Consider the following 15,950-nt stretch of genomic DNA (forward strand, 5'->3'; position numbering starts at 1 on the left):
GCCGCCACCTCACCGATCGAATGCCCCGCCAGGAAGTCCGGCACCACACCCCAGGACTCCAACAACCGGAACAGCGCCACCTCGAAAGCGAAGAGGGCGGACTGGGCGACGGCGGTCTGGTCCAGCGGCTCGGCGTCGGCACCGAAGACCAGGTCCTTGAGGCCGCCGTCGAAGTGAGTGCAGACCTCGTCGAAGACCTGCCGGAACGTCTCGAACTCCTGGTACAACTCCCGGCCCATACCCGGGCGTTGCGAGCCCTGGCCGGTGAACAGGAAGGCCGTCAGCCCCTTGACGGTACGACCCTGGAGCACCCCTGGCGCACCCTCGGCCAGCGCGTTCAGGCCGCCGCGCAGTTGTTCGCGGTCCCGGCCGAGCACCACGGCCCGGTACTGCTGGGCGGTCCTGGTGGTGGCCAGCGAGAAGCCGGCGTCCACCGGGTCCAGCGTGTCCGCCACAGCGGCCAGCCGCCGCGCCTGCTCGCGCAGGGCCTCGGGGGTGCGCCCGGAGAGCAGCCACGGGATGGTCGAGGGCGCACTGCCCGGCTCGCGCTCGGCGGCCTCCTCCAGGGGGGCCTGCTCGATGATGGTGTGCGCGTTGGTGCCGCTCGCGCCGAAGGAGGAGATCCCGGCCCGGCGCGGCCGCTCGACCTCGGGCCAGGCCCGGGCCTCGGTCAGCAACCGGACCTCGCCCGCCGACCAGTCCACCTTGCCGGAGGGCTCGTCCACGTGCAGGGTCTTGGGCAGCACACCGTGGCGCATCGCCTGCACCATCTTGATCACCCCGGCCACACCGGCCGCCGCCTGGGTGTGACCGATGTTCGACTTGACCGACCCCAACCACAACGGCCGATCCGCCGAGCGGCCCTGACCATAGGTGGCCAGCAGCGCCTGCGCCTCGATCGGGTCGCCCAGCATGGTACCGGTACCGTGCGCCTCGACCACGTCGACATCGGCGGCCGACAGCCCCGCGCTCGCCAGCGCCTGACGGATCACCCGCTGCTGGGACGGCCCGTTGGGCGCGGTCAGCCCGTTGGAGGCACCGTCCTGGTTCACCGCGGAGCCACGGATGACGGCCAGCACCTGGTGCCCGTTGCGCCGGGCGTCCGAGAGCCGCTCCAGCAGCAGCATTCCGGCGCCCTCGCCCCAGCCGGTGCCGTCCGCCCCGTCGGCGAAGGACTTGCACCGGCCGTCCGGGGAGAGCCCGCGCTGACGGCTGAAGGCGATGAACGCTCCCGGGGTGGACATCACCGAGACACCGCCGGCCATCGCCAGCGTGCACTCGCGCTGGCGCAGCGCCTGCACCGCCAGGTGCAGCGCGACCAGCGCCGAGGAGCACGCGGTGTCGATGGTGACCGCGGGCCCCTCGGTGCCGAGGGTGTAGGAGATCCGGCCGGCCATCACCGCCGCCAGCACGCCGGTGCCGAGCGCCGCCTCGGGGTCCTTCGGCAGCTTCGCCAGCACGTCGCGGTAGTCCTGGCCGTTGGTGCCCGCGAACACCCCGATCCGGGCGCCGCGTACCGAGTCCGGCGCGATGCCGCCGCGTTCCAGCGCCTCCCAGGCCACCTCGAGGAGCAGCCGCTGCTGGGGGTCCATCAGCAGCGCCTCGCGCGGCGAGATGCCGAAGAAGTCCGGCTCGAAGTCGGCGGCGTCGTGCAGGAACCCGCCCCGCAGCACATAGCTCTTGCCGGACGCGTCCGGATCGGGGTCGTAGAGCGCGGCGCCGTCCCAGCCGCGGTTGTCCGGGAAGTCCGTGACGGCATCGGTGCCCTCGTCGACCAGCCGCCAGAGCTCCTCGGGAGTGCTGACGCCACCGGGGAACCGGCAGCTCATCGCCACGATGGCGATGGGCTCCTTCTCCTCGGTCTCCACGTCGCGCAGCCGCTGCCGGGTCTGGGCCAGATCAGCGGTGACCCTCTTGAGATAGTCGAGCAGCTTGTCATCGTTGGTCATCGAGTGTCGCCACTTCTGTGCGGAAGATTCAGCCTGGCGTGCGGGGCGGGGTCGGCGGTCGTGCTCACGTCGTCACGCCGTGCCGAGCTCGTTGTCGATGAAGGCGAAGACGTCGTCGGCGGAGGCGTTCTCCAGCCGCCCTGCGACCGACTCGCCGCCGGCCGCGGACAGGGTCTCGGTCAGCCCGTTGAGCATCGCCTGCAGGCGGGCCGTGAACCGGCCCTGCTCGATCTCCTCGACCTTCAGCCCGCCGAACGCGGCCTCCAGCCGGTCGAGTTCGGCCAGCAGCAGGTCGGCCGAGGAGCCGTCCTCGCCCTCGCCCAGCTCGGTTCCGAGGTGCTCGGCCAACGCGGCGGGCGTCGCGTAGTCGAAGACCAGCGTGGCCGGCAGGGCCACTCCGGCGGCGGTGCTGAGCCGGTTGCGCAGGTCCACCGAGGTCAGCGAGTCGAAGCCGAGGTCGCGGAAGGCGGTGCTGGGATCGATCCCGCCGGCCGCGCCGTAGCCGAGCACGGTGGCGGCCTGGGTGCAGACCAGGTCCACCAGGGCGCGCTTGCGCTCGCCGCCGGTCAGGGCGGCCAGCTTCTGGGCGAAGCCGTCGGGGACCGCGTTGCCACCGCCGCCGGCCGCCGCCAGTCCCTGGACCTCGGGCAGGTCGGCCAGCAGCGGGCTGGGCCGGGCGGCGCCGAAGGCGGGCGCGAACCTGGTCCAGTCCACGTCGGCCACGGTCAGCGTGGTCTCGCCGCTCTCCAGCGCCCGGCGCAGCGCGGTCAGCGCCTGGTCGGGGTTCATCGCCGAGATGCCGAGGTTGCGGCCCGCGTCACGCACGGCGCCGTGGTCGGCCATGCCGCCGCCACCCCACGGTCCCCAGGCGATCGAGGAGGCCGCCAGGCCCTCGCCGCGCCGGTACTCGGCCAGCGCGTCCAGGAAGGCGTTGGCGGCCGCGTAGTTGGCCTGCCCGGCGCCGCCGACGGTGGCGGTGAGCGAGGAGAACAGGATGAACGCCGACAGGTCCAGCTCCGCGGTGAGCTCGTGCAGGTTCAGGGCGGCCTGCGCCTTGGGCCGCAGCACCGTGGCGAAGCGCTCGGGGGTGAGCGCGTCCAGCACGCCGTCGTCCAGCACGCCGGCCAGGTGGATCACGGCGGTCAGCGGATGCTCGGCCGGGACGGTGGCCAGCAGCGCGGCCAGGCTCTCGCGGTCGGCCGCGTCGCAGGCGGCGAAGGTGACCTTGGTGCCGGTCGCGGCCAGCTCCTGCCGCAGTTCGGCGGCGCCGGGCGCCGCCTCGCCACGGCGGCTGGTGAGCAGCAGGTGCTCCGCACCCTGCTCGGCCAGCCAGCTCGCCACCCGGGCACCGACCGCGCCGGTGGCGCCGGTGACCAGCACCGTGCCGGTGGGCTGCCACGGGGCACCGGGCCGCACCGGCGCGTGCTCCAGGCGGCGGGCGAACAGGCCGGACTCGCGCAGGACCAGCTGGTCCTCGTCGCCGTAGGCGGTGAGCGCGGTGGCGAGTCGGGCCAGGGTGAGCGGGCCGAGCTCGGCGGGCAGGTCGAGCAGGCCACCCCAGCGCTCGGGGTGCTCCAGCGCGGCCACCCGGCCCAGGCCCCAGACCTCGGCCTGGCTGAATCCGCTCGGACGAGCCGAGGACTCGTGGGCCATCGCGTCCCGGGTGACGGCCCACAGCCCGGCCTCGATGCCGGCGTCGCCGAGTGCCTGGATCAGCGCGGCGGTCACGGCGGCCCGGGTGTCGAGCGCCAGCAGGGAGAGAACGCCGTCCACCGCACCGTGACCATCGAGCAGTTCGGCCAGGGCGGTGCGCTGCTGCGCGGCCGTGGGCACGGCGAGCAGCTCGACCTGGTGGCCGCGCTCGCGCAGCGCGGCCAGCGCGGCCTCGACCCACGGGTCCTGGGCCAGGTCCTCGGAGACCACGGCCAGCCAGCGGAACGCGGCGGCGCGGTCCTCGGAGCCGGGCAGCATCCGCCAGCCGACGCGGTAACGCCAGCCGTCCACCGTGGCGTTGGCCTGCCGCTGGTCGTACCAGGAGGCCAGCGCCGGAATCAGCGCGGCCACCGGGGCCTGGTCGTCCACGCCGAGGGTGGCGGCGACCGCGGCCACGTCCTGCTCCCGGACCAGCTCCCAGAACTCGCCGCCTCCGTCGCCGCCGCGGCCCGGGGCGGTGGCCGCCGTGATGGACGGGGCGTTCTCCCAGTGCCGGTCGCGCCGGAAGGGGTAGGTCGGCAGGTCCACCACGCGGGCGCCGGTGAACAGCGCCGACCAGTCCGGGCTCAGGCCGCTGACGTGCAGTCGGCCGAGCGCCGTCAGCAGCGCCCTGGCCTCGCCCTGGTCCCGACGCTGGGTGGCGACCACCTCGGCCACGATGTCCTGGGACATGCCGGTGAGCACCGAGTCCGGGCCCACCTCCAGCAGCCGGGTGACGCCCTCGGCGGCCAGGGTGCGTACACCGTCGTGGAACCGGACGGCCTCGCGTACGTGGCGCACCCAGTAGTCGGGCGAGGTCAGCTCGTCGGCGAGCGATCCGGTCAGGTTGGAGACGACCGGCAGCCGCGGCTGGTGGAACTCCAGCTTGTCGAGCACGGCCCGGAAGGACTCCAGCATGTCGTCCATCCGGTGCGAGTGGAACGCGTGCGAGACCTTCAGCCTGGTGGTCTTCTCGAACCGGGCGGCAACCGCGAGCACCGCCTCCTCGTCGCCCGAGACGACCACCGCGCGCTCGCCGTTGACCGCGGCGAGGTCGGCGCCCTCGGTGAGCAGCGGGGCGACCTCGGCCTCGCCGGCCCGGATGGCGACCATCGCGCCGCCGGTGGGCAGCGCCTGCATCAGCCGGCCGCGCGCGGCGACCAGGGTGACGGCGTCGCTCAGCGAGAGCACACCGGCGACATGGGCGGCGACCACCTCGCCGATCGAGTGCCCGCCGAGCAGGTCGGGGCGGATGCCCCAGGACTCCAGCAGGCGGTAGAGCGCGACCTCGAAGGCGAAGATGCCGGCCTGGGTGAAGACGGTCTGGTTCAGCAGCTCGGACTCGGTGTCCAGCACCACCTCACGCAGCGGCCGCTCCAAGTGCTGGTCGAACTCGGCGCAGATCTCGTCGAAGGCACGGGCGAACCCGGGGAAGCTCTCGATCAGTTCGCGCCCCATGCCGGGGCGCTGGGAGCCCTGGCCGGAGAAGACCACGGCGAGCTTACCGGGGCCGGCGGCGACCTGCGGCAGCTCCCGGCCCTCGGCCAGCGCGCGCAGCCCCTCCAGCAGTTCGGCGCGGTCGTGGCCGACCACCGCGGCGCGGTGGGTGAGCTGGGCGCGGGTGGTGGCCAGCGAGAAGCCGACGTCCAGCACATCGAGGTCATCGGCCGCGGCGACCAGCCGGCTCGCCTGGTCCTTGACCGCCTCCGCGGTCTTGGCGGAGAGCACCCAGGGCACGGCCGGCAGGGCGGCGCGCGGCGCCCGCTCCGCCACTTCCTCGGCCGGGGCCTCTTCGAGGATGGTGTGCGCGTTGGTGCCGCTGATCCCGAAGCCCGAGACGGCGGCGCGGCGCGGCTGACCGTAGGTCTGCCACGTCCGGGCCTCGGTCAGCAGCTCGACGTCGCCCGCCGACCAGTCCACCGCGGAGGTGCGGCGCTCGGAGTGCAGCGACTTGGGCAGCACCCCGTGGCGCATCGCCATGACCATCTTGATCACGCCCGCCACGCCGGCGGCGGCCTGCGGGTGGCCCATGTTGGACTTGATCGAGCCCAGCCACATCGGCCGGCCCTCGGGCCGGTTCTGCCCGTAGGCGGCGATGACCGCCTGGGCCTCGATCGGGTCGCCGAGCTTGGTGCCGGTGCCGTGCGCCTCCACCACGTCGATCTGGTTCGGCGACAACTGGGCGTCGGCCAGCGCCGACTGGATCACCCGGATCTGGGCCGGGCCGCTGGGCGCGGTCAGGCCGTTGGAGGCGCCGTCCTGGTTGATCGCGCTGCCCCGGATCACCGCGAGCACCCGGTGCCCCTTGCGCCGGGCGTCCGAGAGCCGCTCCACCAGCAGCACACCCGCGCCCTCCGACCAGGCGGCGCCGTCCGCGTCCTCGGAGAAGGACTTGCAGCGTCCGTCGGCCGACAGCGCCCGCCGCTCGCTGAACTCGATGAACATCTCGGGGCTGGCCATCACCGCGGCACCGCCGACCAGGGCGAACTCGCACTCGTCGCGGCGCAGCGACTGGGTCGCCTGGTGCAGGGCCACCAGCGATGCGGAGCACGCGGTGTCCATGGTGACCGCGGGTCCCTCAAGGCCCAGCGTGTAGGCGATCCGGCCCGAGACGATGCTGCCGGAGATGGTGCCGCCCACGTAGTCGTGGTGCATCAGGCCGACGAAGACGCCGGTCCGGGTGCCCTTCATCGACTGCGGGTCGATCCCGGCCCGCTCGAATGCCTCCCAGGAGGTCTCAAGCAGCATCCGCTGCTGCGGGTCGGTGCCGGGCGCGTCCTTGGGGCTGATGCCGAAGAACGCGGGGTCGCACTCGGCGGCGTCGTGCAGGAAGCCGCCCTGGCGCACGTAGCTCTTGCCGGGCTTGCCGACCTCGGGGTCGTAGAGGTTCTCCACGTCCCACCCGCGGTCCACCGGGAAGCCGGAGATCACGTCGGCGCCTTCGCTGACGATCCGCCAGAGGTCCTCGGGCGAGCGGATGCCGCCGGGGTAGCGGCAGGCCATCCCGATGATCGCGATCGGCTCGCGGTTGAGCTCCTCCAGCTCGCGCACCCGGCGGCGGGTGCGCTCCAGCTCGCTGGTGGCCCGCTTCAGGTAGTCGCGGAGCCTGTCGACGTTGGCCGGGTCTACCATCACTGGACTCCAGATTCGTTGTCGATCGTCGCGAAGAGTTCTTCGTCGGTGGCGGTGTCGAAGTCGTCCGGCGCCTCGCCGCCCGCGCTGTGGGTGTCACGCCAGGTCCGCAGCAGCGCTTCGAGGCGCGCGGTGATCCGGGCGTGTGAACCGTCCTGGTCCGGCAGTGCGGTCAGCGCGACTTCGAGCCGGTCGACCTCGGCGACCATCAGCCGGGCCTGGTCGGCCGGGCCGGGGACGAGTTCGGCCTTGAGGTAGGCGGTCAGGACGGCCGGTGCCGGCTGGTCGAAGACCAGGGTGGCGGGCAGCGAGAGGCCGGTGGCCGTCCCGAGCAGGTTGCGCAGTTCGACCGCCGCCAGCGAGTCGAAGCCCATCTCCTGGAACGCCTTGTTCGGGTCGAGCGCCTGGGCCGAGGTGTGGCCGAGTACGGCGGCCACCCCGGTGAGCACCAACTCCAGCAGCAGGCGGTCGCGATCGGCGTCCGGCAGCGGGGCGAGGCGCTCCCGCCAGCCGCTCTGCGCATCGGCGCGGGAGGTGCCCGCGGCGCCGGCGGCGCGGCGCGAGGCGCCGCGGACCAGTCCGCGCAGCAGCGTCGGGACGCCGTCGGTCCTGGCCCGCACCGCGGCGACGTCCAGTCGCATCGGCACCACGAGGGCGTCCTCGGCGGCCAGGGCGGCGTCGAACAGCTCCAGGCCCTGGGCGGCGGGCAGCGGTGGCAGGCCCATCCGGTGCATCCGCTCCAGATCGGCGGCGTCCACCTGGTCGGCCAGGCCGCCGACCTCGGACCACAGGCCCCAGGCCATCGAGACGGCGGGCAGCCCGACGGCCCTGCGGTGGGCCGCGAGGCCGTCCAGGAAGGCATTGGCGGCCGCGTAGTTGGACTGGCCGCCACCGACCAGCAGGCCGGCGGTGGAGGAGAACAGCACGAAGGCGCTGAGCTCGCGGTCCTGCGTGAGTTCGTGCAGGTTCCAGGCGGCGTCCACCTTGGGCCGCAGCACCCGCTCGACCTGCTCGGGGCTGAGCGCGGCGAGCATCCCGTTGTCGACCACGCCGGCCGAGTGCACCACGGCGCCGACCTGGTAGCGGCCCAGCAGCTCCGCGAGTTGGCCGCGGTCGGCCGCGTCGCAGCTCGCCAGCGCGACCTCGGCGCCGAGCCCTTCGAGCTCGGCCCTCAGCTCGGCCGCGCCGGGGGTGTCCGCGCCACGCCGACTCGTCAGCAGCAGCCGCCGGACGCCGTGGGAGCCCGCGAGGTGACGGGCGATCAGCTGCCCCAGGCCGCCGAGGCCGCCGGTGATCAGCACGTACGCCTCGGGGTCGAACTCCGGCGGTTGCGCCGGATTCGCCCTGGCGAGCCTGGGCACCGACAGCTCCCCCTCGCGCACCACGACCTCGGGCTCGCCGCAGGCCAGCGCGGCGGCCAGGCCCGCAGTGCCGTCGCTGTCCACCAGCAGGAAGCGACCGGGGTTCTCCGACTCGGCGGCCCGCACCAGTCCGGCCAGCGGCGCGTGGGCGAGCTCACCGGCCCGGATCACCACCGCCAGCCGGGAGTGGTCGAAGCGCCGGTCGGCGAGGAAGGCCCCGAGGACGGCGAAGGTCTCGCCGACACTCCCGTGCACCGCGGCGGGCACCTCACCGGCGACCGTGGCCGCCGGCAGGACGATCAGGCTCGGCGCTGCCTCGATCGACGCCAGGTCCGGGTGGACCGGCACGCCGAGAGCGAGGTCGTCGGGGCCGCAGACCACGACGTCCGCGGGCAGGGCTTCGGCCGTGGCGGGGTCGAGCGGAACCTGCTCCAGGCGGAAGAGCGACTCCCCCGGGCCGGCGGCCAGTTGCCCCGCCGAGACCGGGCGGGCCACCAGCGTGCGAACGGTGGCCACCGGCGCGCCGGTGCCGTCCGCGACCGCCAGCGAGACCGCGTCCTGGCCGGCCTTGGCGACGTGCAGCCGCAACTCACCGGCCCCGCCGGCGTGCAGGGAGACCCCGCCCCAGCTGAACGGCAGCACCGCCTGGCCGTCCCCCAGGTCGATCAGGTTGACGTGCAGGGCCGCGTCCAACAGCGCCGGGTGCAGACCGAAGGCGGCGGCCGTGGCCCGGGCACGGTCGGGCAGGGCGGCCTCGGCGAACAGGTCCTCGCCGCGCCGCCACGCCGCGCGCAGTCCCTGGAACACCTCGCCGTAGCCGTAGCCGACCCCGATGAGCCTGGAATAGAGCTCGCCCAGCTCAACGGGTTCGGCCCCTTCGGGCGGCCAGACCCGTAGGTCGAACTGCGGCTCCTCAGCGGCGCTGGTGAGCAGTCCGCCGGCGTTCTGGCTCCACGGAGCGTCCGGCGCGTCCGCGGGCCGGGAGTACACCGCGACCGTGCGCCGCCCGGCGTCCTCGGCGCCGACCGCGACCTGCACCGCCACCGCGCCCTGCTCCGGCAAGGTCAGCGGCGCCTGGAGCGTCAACTCCTCCAGCAGGGCGCAGCCGACCCGGTCGCCGGCCTGGATCGCCAGCTCCACCAGGGCCGTACCGGGCAGCAGCACCGTGCCGTGCACGGCGTGGTCGGCCAGCCAGGGCTGGGCTGAGCGGGAGAGCCGCCCGGTCAGCACCAGCCCGCCCGAATCGGGCAGTTCGGTCGCCGCGGCCAGCAGCGGGTGCTCGACGGGGAGCTGACCGAGGCCGCTCGGGTCGCCGCCGGCGGCGGTGGCCTCCAGCCAGAGCCTGGTGCGCTGGAACGGGTAGAGCGGCAGGTCGACCCGGTTCGGGCGACGGCCTTCGAAGAGTGCGGCCCAGTCGACCGGCACGCCGTCGGCGTGCAACCGCCCCAGGCCGCCCAGCAGCTCCCTCGTCTCGGCCGAGTCCCGGCGCATCGTCGCGGCGGCCGCCACGTCACCGTCGAGGCAGTCCTGCGCCATAGCGGTCAGCACCGCGTCCGGTCCCAGTTCCAGGAGCCTGCGCACGCCCAGGGCCGCAAGCGCGCGCAGCGCCGGCTCGAACCGCACGGGTCGGCGGACGTGGTCGACCCAGTAGTCCGGCGAGCCGAGCTCCTCCGCGCCGGCCAGGGCGCCGGTCAGCGTGGAGACGATCGGGATGCCCGGCGCGCCGTAGGACTGCGCCTTGGCGACGAGGGCGAACTCGGCCTGCATCGGCTCCATCAGCGGGGAGTGGAAGGCGTGCGAGACGGTCAGGCGGGTGCTCTTCCCGAACCGGGCGGCGAGCGCCAGCACCGCCTCCTCCTCGCCCGAGACCACCACCGAGCGCGGCCCGTTGACCGCGGCCAGGCCCACCCGCTCGCAGAGCAGCGGCAGCACCTCGGCCTCAGTGGCCCGGATCGCCACCATCGCGCCACCCGCGGGCAGCCGGCTCATCAGGCCGCCGCGCGCCAGCACCATGGCGGCCGCGCCCTCCAGCGACAGCACGCCGGAGACGTGCGCGGCGGCCAGCTCGCCGACCGAGTGGCCGACCAGGTAGTCGGGGCACACGCCCAGCGACTCCACGAGTCTGAAGAGTGCCACCTCGACGGCGAAGATCGCCGCCTGGGCGTAGTCGGTGCGGTTCAGCAGCTGCGGCTCCGCCTCGATCACCCGGGCAAGCGGGATCTCCAGCTCCGGGTCCAGCAAGGCGGATACCTCGTCGAAGGCGGCCGCGAAGACCGGGAACGCCCGGTACAGCTCCCGCCCCATGCCAAGGCGCTGGGAGCCCTGCCCAGTGAAGAGGAACGCCAGTTTCCCGTTACCGACCGCGGTGCCCGCAGCCAGGACCAGGGCTGCCAGCAGCTCCTCGGTGGAGCCGCCGACGGCCACCGCACGGTGCTCCCAGGAGGAGCGGGTGCAGGCCAGCGAGAAGGCCACCTCGGCCGGGTCCAGCTCGGGGCGGGCCTCGACCCAGGCGTGTAGCCGGCCCTTCTGCTCGGCAAGCGCCTCGGGGGTGCGCGCCGACAGGAGCCACGGGACGGCGTCCAGTCGCGGTGCGGGGGTCACCGCCGGGGCGTCGGCGCTCTGCGCCTGGCTCTTCGCGGTCTCCGCCTCGTCCTGCGCCCCGGCCTGCGGCTCGCTGTCCGCCTCGGTCTGCGGTTCGAGCGCCGGAGCCTGTTCGAGGACCACATGCGCGTTGGTGCCGCTGATCCCGAACGAGGAGACCGCCGCTCGCCGGGGCCGTCCGCTCTCGGGCCACTCCTGGGCCTCGGTCAGCAGCCGGACCTCGCCCGCCGTCCAGTCCACCTGGGTGGAGGGGCGGTCCACGTGCAGGGTCTTGGGCAGTTCGCCGTGCCGCATCGCCTGCACCATCTTGATCACCCCGGCCACGCCCGCGGCGGCCTGGGTGTGCCCGAGGTTGGACTTGATCGAGCCGAGCCACAGCGGCCGGCCCTCGGGCCGGTCCTGGCCGTAGGCCGCGAGCAGGGCCTGGGCCTCGATCGGGTCGCCCAGCGCGGTACCGGTGCCGTGCGCCTCGACCACGTCGACGTCCGCCGGGGAGACGCCGGCGCTCGCCAACGCCTGCTTGATCACCCGCTGCTGGGAGGGGCCGTTGGGTGCGGTGAGCCTGCTGCTGGCTCCGTCGGAGTTGATCGCGGTGCCCTTGACCACGGCCAGCACCCGGTGGCCGAGCCGCTGGGCGTCGGAGAGCCGCTCGACCAGCAGCATGCCCGCGCCCTCGCCCCAGCCGGTGCCGTCGGCACCCTCGGCGAAGGCCTTGCAGCGGCCGTCGGGGGCCAGGCCGCGCTGCCGGCTGAAGTCGACGAAGGTCTCGGGGGTGGACATCACGGTCACCCCGCCCGCCAGCGCCAGCGTGCACTCGCCCGACTGCAGCGCCTTGACCGCCCAGTGCAGTGCCACCAGCGAGGACGAGCAGGCCGTGTCGACGGTGACGGCGGGCCCTTCCAGGCCGAAGGTGTAGGCCACCCGGCCCGAGGCCACGCTGGCGGCACTGCCGTTGGCCAGATAGCCGTCGAGGTCGTCCGGAACCGAGAGCAGCCGGGTCGCGTAGTCGTTGTACATGACGCCGACGAAGACGCCGGTACGAGAGCCGCGCAGCGCCGTGGGGACGATGCCGGCGTCCTCGAAGGCCTCGTGGGAGGTCTCCAGGAGCAGCCGCTGCTGCGGATCCATCGCCAGCGCCTCGCGCGGCGAGATGCCGAAGAAGTCCGGGTCGAAGTCGGCGGCGTCGTGCAGGAAGGCCCCGGTCCGGGCGTAGGTCTTGCCCGCCCGCGCGGGGTCGGGGTCGTACAGTGACTCGACGTCCCAGCCCCGGTCGGCCGGGAAGTCCGACACCGCGTCGGCACCGGCGGCCACCAGGTCCCACAGTTGCTCGGGCGTGGCGACCCCGCCGGGATACCGGCAGGCCATCCCCACGATCGCGATCGGCTCGTGCGCGCGGTACTCCGACTCGCGCAGCCTGCGCCGCGTCTCGCGCAGATCCGAAGTGGTTCGCCTGAGATAGTCGAGCAGTCGGTCCTCGTTGTTCGCCAACGCAGTCATCCGATCGGGATCGATGCCTTCGGAAACGCGGGATCCCGGCTCGTCGGTCCATGTCCCCGCCTTTGGGAGGCTAGGGATCAGGGGGTGTCGGGGTCACCCCCTACTGCCCCCTGGAGCGAACCGGCCCCCACTTTCCGAAGCATGTCGATTGCCGCGCCGATTGGCCCGCCGACATGGCGGCCACCACCAGCGGACCTGCGCGGATCGCCCGCCGCCGACCAGCCGGCGAGACCGATGTTGACAACACTGGTGTACCAAACATAACGTCAAGTCGACTCTGGGGAAGGGGAAGTGTTCCCCTGAGCAGCCACAAGTCCACGATCGACCCGGAGCATCCGGGCAAGCCCGCCCGACCCCGGGAGGTCTGGACCAGTCCGAGACAACAGTGCCATCCATGCCGCCCACGCCGACGGGGCAGGCAATTCCAATGATGGCAGCAGGCGACTTTCTGCTGTAGGGAAGATTTCACTTCCGCGTTTCCAGCAATTGTCGTCACACAGCAAAGATATTACCCAAGGGGACCCATAAGGGTGGGCGTCCCCGGTAAAGTCTTTCGCGGATTCAATTCAAGAACAATGGCCACGGGGGAGGCCATTACGGGGGAGGTCATGGTGCGCCTATTCGAGCGCCATCGAGAACTTGAGACCTTACGCGACGCGTTCGCCGAGTGCGTCGCCGGAGCGGGGCAGCTCGTCATCGTCACCGGCGGCCCGGGGGTCGGAAAGACCAAGCTGCTCCACGAGTTCGCAAACGCCGTGGGCAAGACCGGCGCCGGGCTGCTGACCACCCTCGGCTCCCCTCAGAAGCGGGCCCAGCCGATGAGCGCCATCCGGGAACTCCTGCACAGCGGCGAGCTCCCGACGGATGTCCTGGAAGGCTCCTTACAGCCTGACATCGAAGTCAACTCAGCGTCAGGTGCCGGATACCGAACGGCATCGGGTCGACCGGACCACGGCGGCACACAATACGCCCCGGAAGCCCTTCTCCAAGCCGTGTCCGCACCGATCTTGGAGTTAGCCAGGGAACGTCCCCTGGCCATCGTCATCGACGACGCCCACCTCCTGGACACCCAGTCCCTTCAGACCCTGCTGTACCTCCTGCGGCGGATCAGGAACAAGCGGATCACGGTGCTCTGTGCCGGCTGGGAGCAGTGCGCGCTGCCGAACCCGCTCATCCACGACGGCCTCAGCCGCCAACCACACCACCGGGTCCGGCTGGCGCCACTGTCCGAGCAGGGCGTGGCCCGGATGCTCGCCGCCCAGGCCAACCGGTCGGTGCCCGCCGAGATCAGCGCCACCTACCACCAGGTGACCGGCGGAAACCCCATGCTGATGCACGCCCTCCTGGACGACGGCACCCAGTTCGGCACCGAACTCGGTGAGCCCGTGCCGAGCATCGCCTACCGGCACGCGGTGCTGGCCTTCCTCTACCGAGGCGAGCCCAGACACCTCTCCGTCGCCAGGGCGCTGGCCGCGCTCGGCGACCACGCCAACGCCCGGACCGCCGCGCTGCTGCTGTCGGCCGGCCCTGACGCGGTGCAGGTCGTGGTCGACGTGCTGAGCTCCACCGGCCTGCTCGACGGCTACCGCTTCCGCCTGCCCGCCGCCGCCAACGCGGTGTTGAGCGACCTCGATCCCCGCGAGCGCTCGCAGCTGCACGGCAGGGTCGCCCGACTGCTCTATCTGGACGGGGCGCCCGCACCCGTGGTGACCCACCACCTGATGGCCGCGGGCCGGGTCGACGAGCCCTGGGGCTTGTCGGTGCTGCGGCTGGCCTCCGAGCAGGCGCTGGCCGCGGACGACGTCGAACGGTCCACCGGCTACCTGCGCCTGGCCCTGCGCGAGTCCGCGGACGAGCACGAACGGCACGCCCTCTCCACCGCGCTGGCGCGGGCGGAGTGGCGGGTGAACCCTGCCGCCGTGACCCCGCACCTCAATCCGCTCCACCGGCGCGTGCTGGGCGATGACCTGGAAGCGCGGGACGCGGCCACCGTGGTGCGGCACATGCTCTGGCAGGGCGAGACCGGCCTCGCCGACGAGGCCGTGACCGCGTTGGCCGCCTCGCTCGCCCCGGGCGACGCCCACGTGCTGGCCGAGGTGGAGTTCGTCCGGCACTGCTTCTTCGGCGTGCCCCAGGTCAGCCACCGCAGTGACCTCGCCAAGATGGCCACCCTGGAACAGGCCACCACGGGCAAGGTGAACACCCTGTGGGCCACGGTGGCCCTGCTGGTCGGTGGAAGCGTCAGCGCCGCGTCGGTGGCGCAGCTGACCGAGGCCCTGTACAGCGACCAGGTCAGCGACCTGAAACTGGAACTGACGGTCGTCTCTCTGCTGGTCATCGCCTTCACCGGCCAGGTCCAGACCGCGATCGAGGTCTGCGAGGCGCTGCTGAGCGACTCGGTGCGGCGCGGGTGGACCACCTGGCAGGCGCTGCTGCTCGGCATCCGAGCCGAGATCGCCCTGCTGCAGGGTGATCCGGGCACCGCGGAGGCCAAGGCCACCGAGGCGCTCGAACTGCTGCACTCCCAGGCCTGGGGTGTCCTGATCGGCCTGCCGCTGTCGACGGCGATCTCCGCCAACACGGCCATGGGCCGGCACGAGACCGCGGCGCAGCTGCTGCGGCGCAAGGTGCCGGACAGCATGTTCAACACCAGCTTCGGCGTGCAGTACCTGCGCGCCCGGGGACACCACTACCTGTCCACCGACCGGCCGTTCGCGGCGCTGAACGACTTCGAGACCTGCGGGCACCTGATGCGCGACCGCAGCCCCTCCCTGCAGCCGATGGTCCCCTGGCGCACCGACCTCGCCCAGGCCAACCTGCGGATCGGCAACACCCGGGTCGCCAAGGAGCTGGCGGAGGAGCAGGCCGGGCAGCGCCACCCACTGGGCACCCGCTCGCGGGCGATCGCCCTGCGGGTACTGGCCGGCACCAGCCAGCCGCGGCATCGCACCGCGCTGCTGCGCGAGTCGATCGACCTGCTGCAGGCCTGCGGCGACCGGCTGGAACTCGCGCTGGCCTTCGCCGACCTGTCCGCCACCTACTACGAGCTGGGCGACTACGCCAGAGCCCGCCTGATGGAGCGTCAAGCCGCCCAGGAGGCCGGCGACGGTGAGCCGCAGGCGGCGGCGGACGGCGGGATGCCGCAGAACGAACCGGTGCCCGCCGACTCCCCTGCCACCCCCTCGCCTGCCGCCGGCCCCGCAGCCACCCCGATTGCCGACCTCGCCTCGCTGCTCAGCGACGCGGAGAGCCGGGTCGCCGTCCTGGCCGCGCTCGGATACACCAACCGTGAGATCAGCGGCCGCATCCATGTGACGGTCAGCACGGTCGAACAGCACCTCACCCGCGTGTACCGGAAGTTGAACGTCGCCAGCCGCACCGAACTGCCGTCCAAGCTCCTGGAACGACAGATCACCGCGCTGCCCGAGCACCAGTCGGCCACCAATCACCGCCCTCGCCAGCGCGCCGTGGCCACCAAGGAACTCCCGGTGCTCTGGCGCCGGTTGGCGCTGTAAGGCCGGTTGGACCTGCTGCCCGGCGCCGAAGCCGCCGCGTCCGAACCGCCCCGCGGGCGGTCGGCGGCGGCTTTGGCGTTGGTGCATCGGGAGGGCTCCCTTCGGGTGTCGGGGTGGGCCGGGGATTCCGAGCTGCTCGTGCTGAGGCGGGCGGCCGGGAGGGCGGTGCCGGTGATGCCACCGGCACCGCCTCGCGGCCTCCG

4 protein-coding genes are annotated in these 15,950 nt (G+C 73.2%); 1 reads left to right on the plus strand and 3 read right to left on the minus strand.

The window, feature by feature from the left end; all coding sequences use genetic code 11:
* From ACIQ87_RS32825 to ACIQ87_RS32835, 3 genes are all read right to left on the minus strand, one after another.
* Positions 1-1,949, minus strand: a 1,949-nt coding sequence (locus tag ACIQ87_RS32825; RefSeq protein WP_402413986.1) for a type I polyketide synthase, incomplete at its 3' end; no start/stop codon positions are given.
* 72 nt (positions 1,950-2,021) lie between these two features.
* The gene (locus tag ACIQ87_RS32830; protein ID WP_402413989.1) at positions 2,022-6,773 is read right to left on the minus strand and encodes a type I polyketide synthase; all 4,752 of its coding nucleotides are present in this window, start codon (positions 6,771-6,773) and stop codon (positions 2,022-2,024) included.
* On the minus strand, positions 6,773-12,232 hold the full coding sequence (locus ACIQ87_RS32835) for an SDR family NAD(P)-dependent oxidoreductase (RefSeq protein WP_402413992.1): 5,460 nt from the start codon (positions 12,230-12,232) through the stop codon (positions 6,773-6,775). Before ACIQ87_RS32835 ends, ACIQ87_RS32830 begins: the two co-directional genes overlap by 1 nt.
* 608 nt (positions 12,233-12,840) lie before the next feature.
* On the opposite strand from ACIQ87_RS32835, the gene ACIQ87_RS32840 reads away from it, so the two are divergent.
* The gene (locus ACIQ87_RS32840) at positions 12,841-15,747 is read left to right on the plus strand and encodes a helix-turn-helix transcriptional regulator (protein WP_402413994.1); all 2,907 of its coding nucleotides are present in this window, start codon (positions 12,841-12,843) and stop codon (positions 15,745-15,747) included.
* The last annotated feature ends 203 nt before the right edge of the window (positions 15,748-15,950 follow it).

Origin of the sequence: Kitasatospora sp. NPDC096204, assembly GCF_044763205.1 — a bacterium.
In the GTDB taxonomy this organism is placed as follows: Bacteria; Actinomycetota; Actinomycetes; order Streptomycetales; family Streptomycetaceae; genus Kitasatospora.

Coding starts and splice junctions, on each gene's coding strand:
- ACIQ87_RS32830 (WP_402413989.1), bottom strand. CDS start 6,773: ATGGTAGACCCGGCCAACGTCGACAGGCTCCGCGACTACCTGAAGCGG.
- ACIQ87_RS32840 (WP_402413994.1), top strand. CDS start 12,841: ATGGTGCGCCTATTCGAGCGCCATCGAGAACTTGAGACCTTACGCGAC.
- ACIQ87_RS32835 (WP_402413992.1), bottom strand. CDS start 12,232: ATGACTGCGTTGGCGAACAACGAGGACCGACTGCTCGACTATCTCAGG.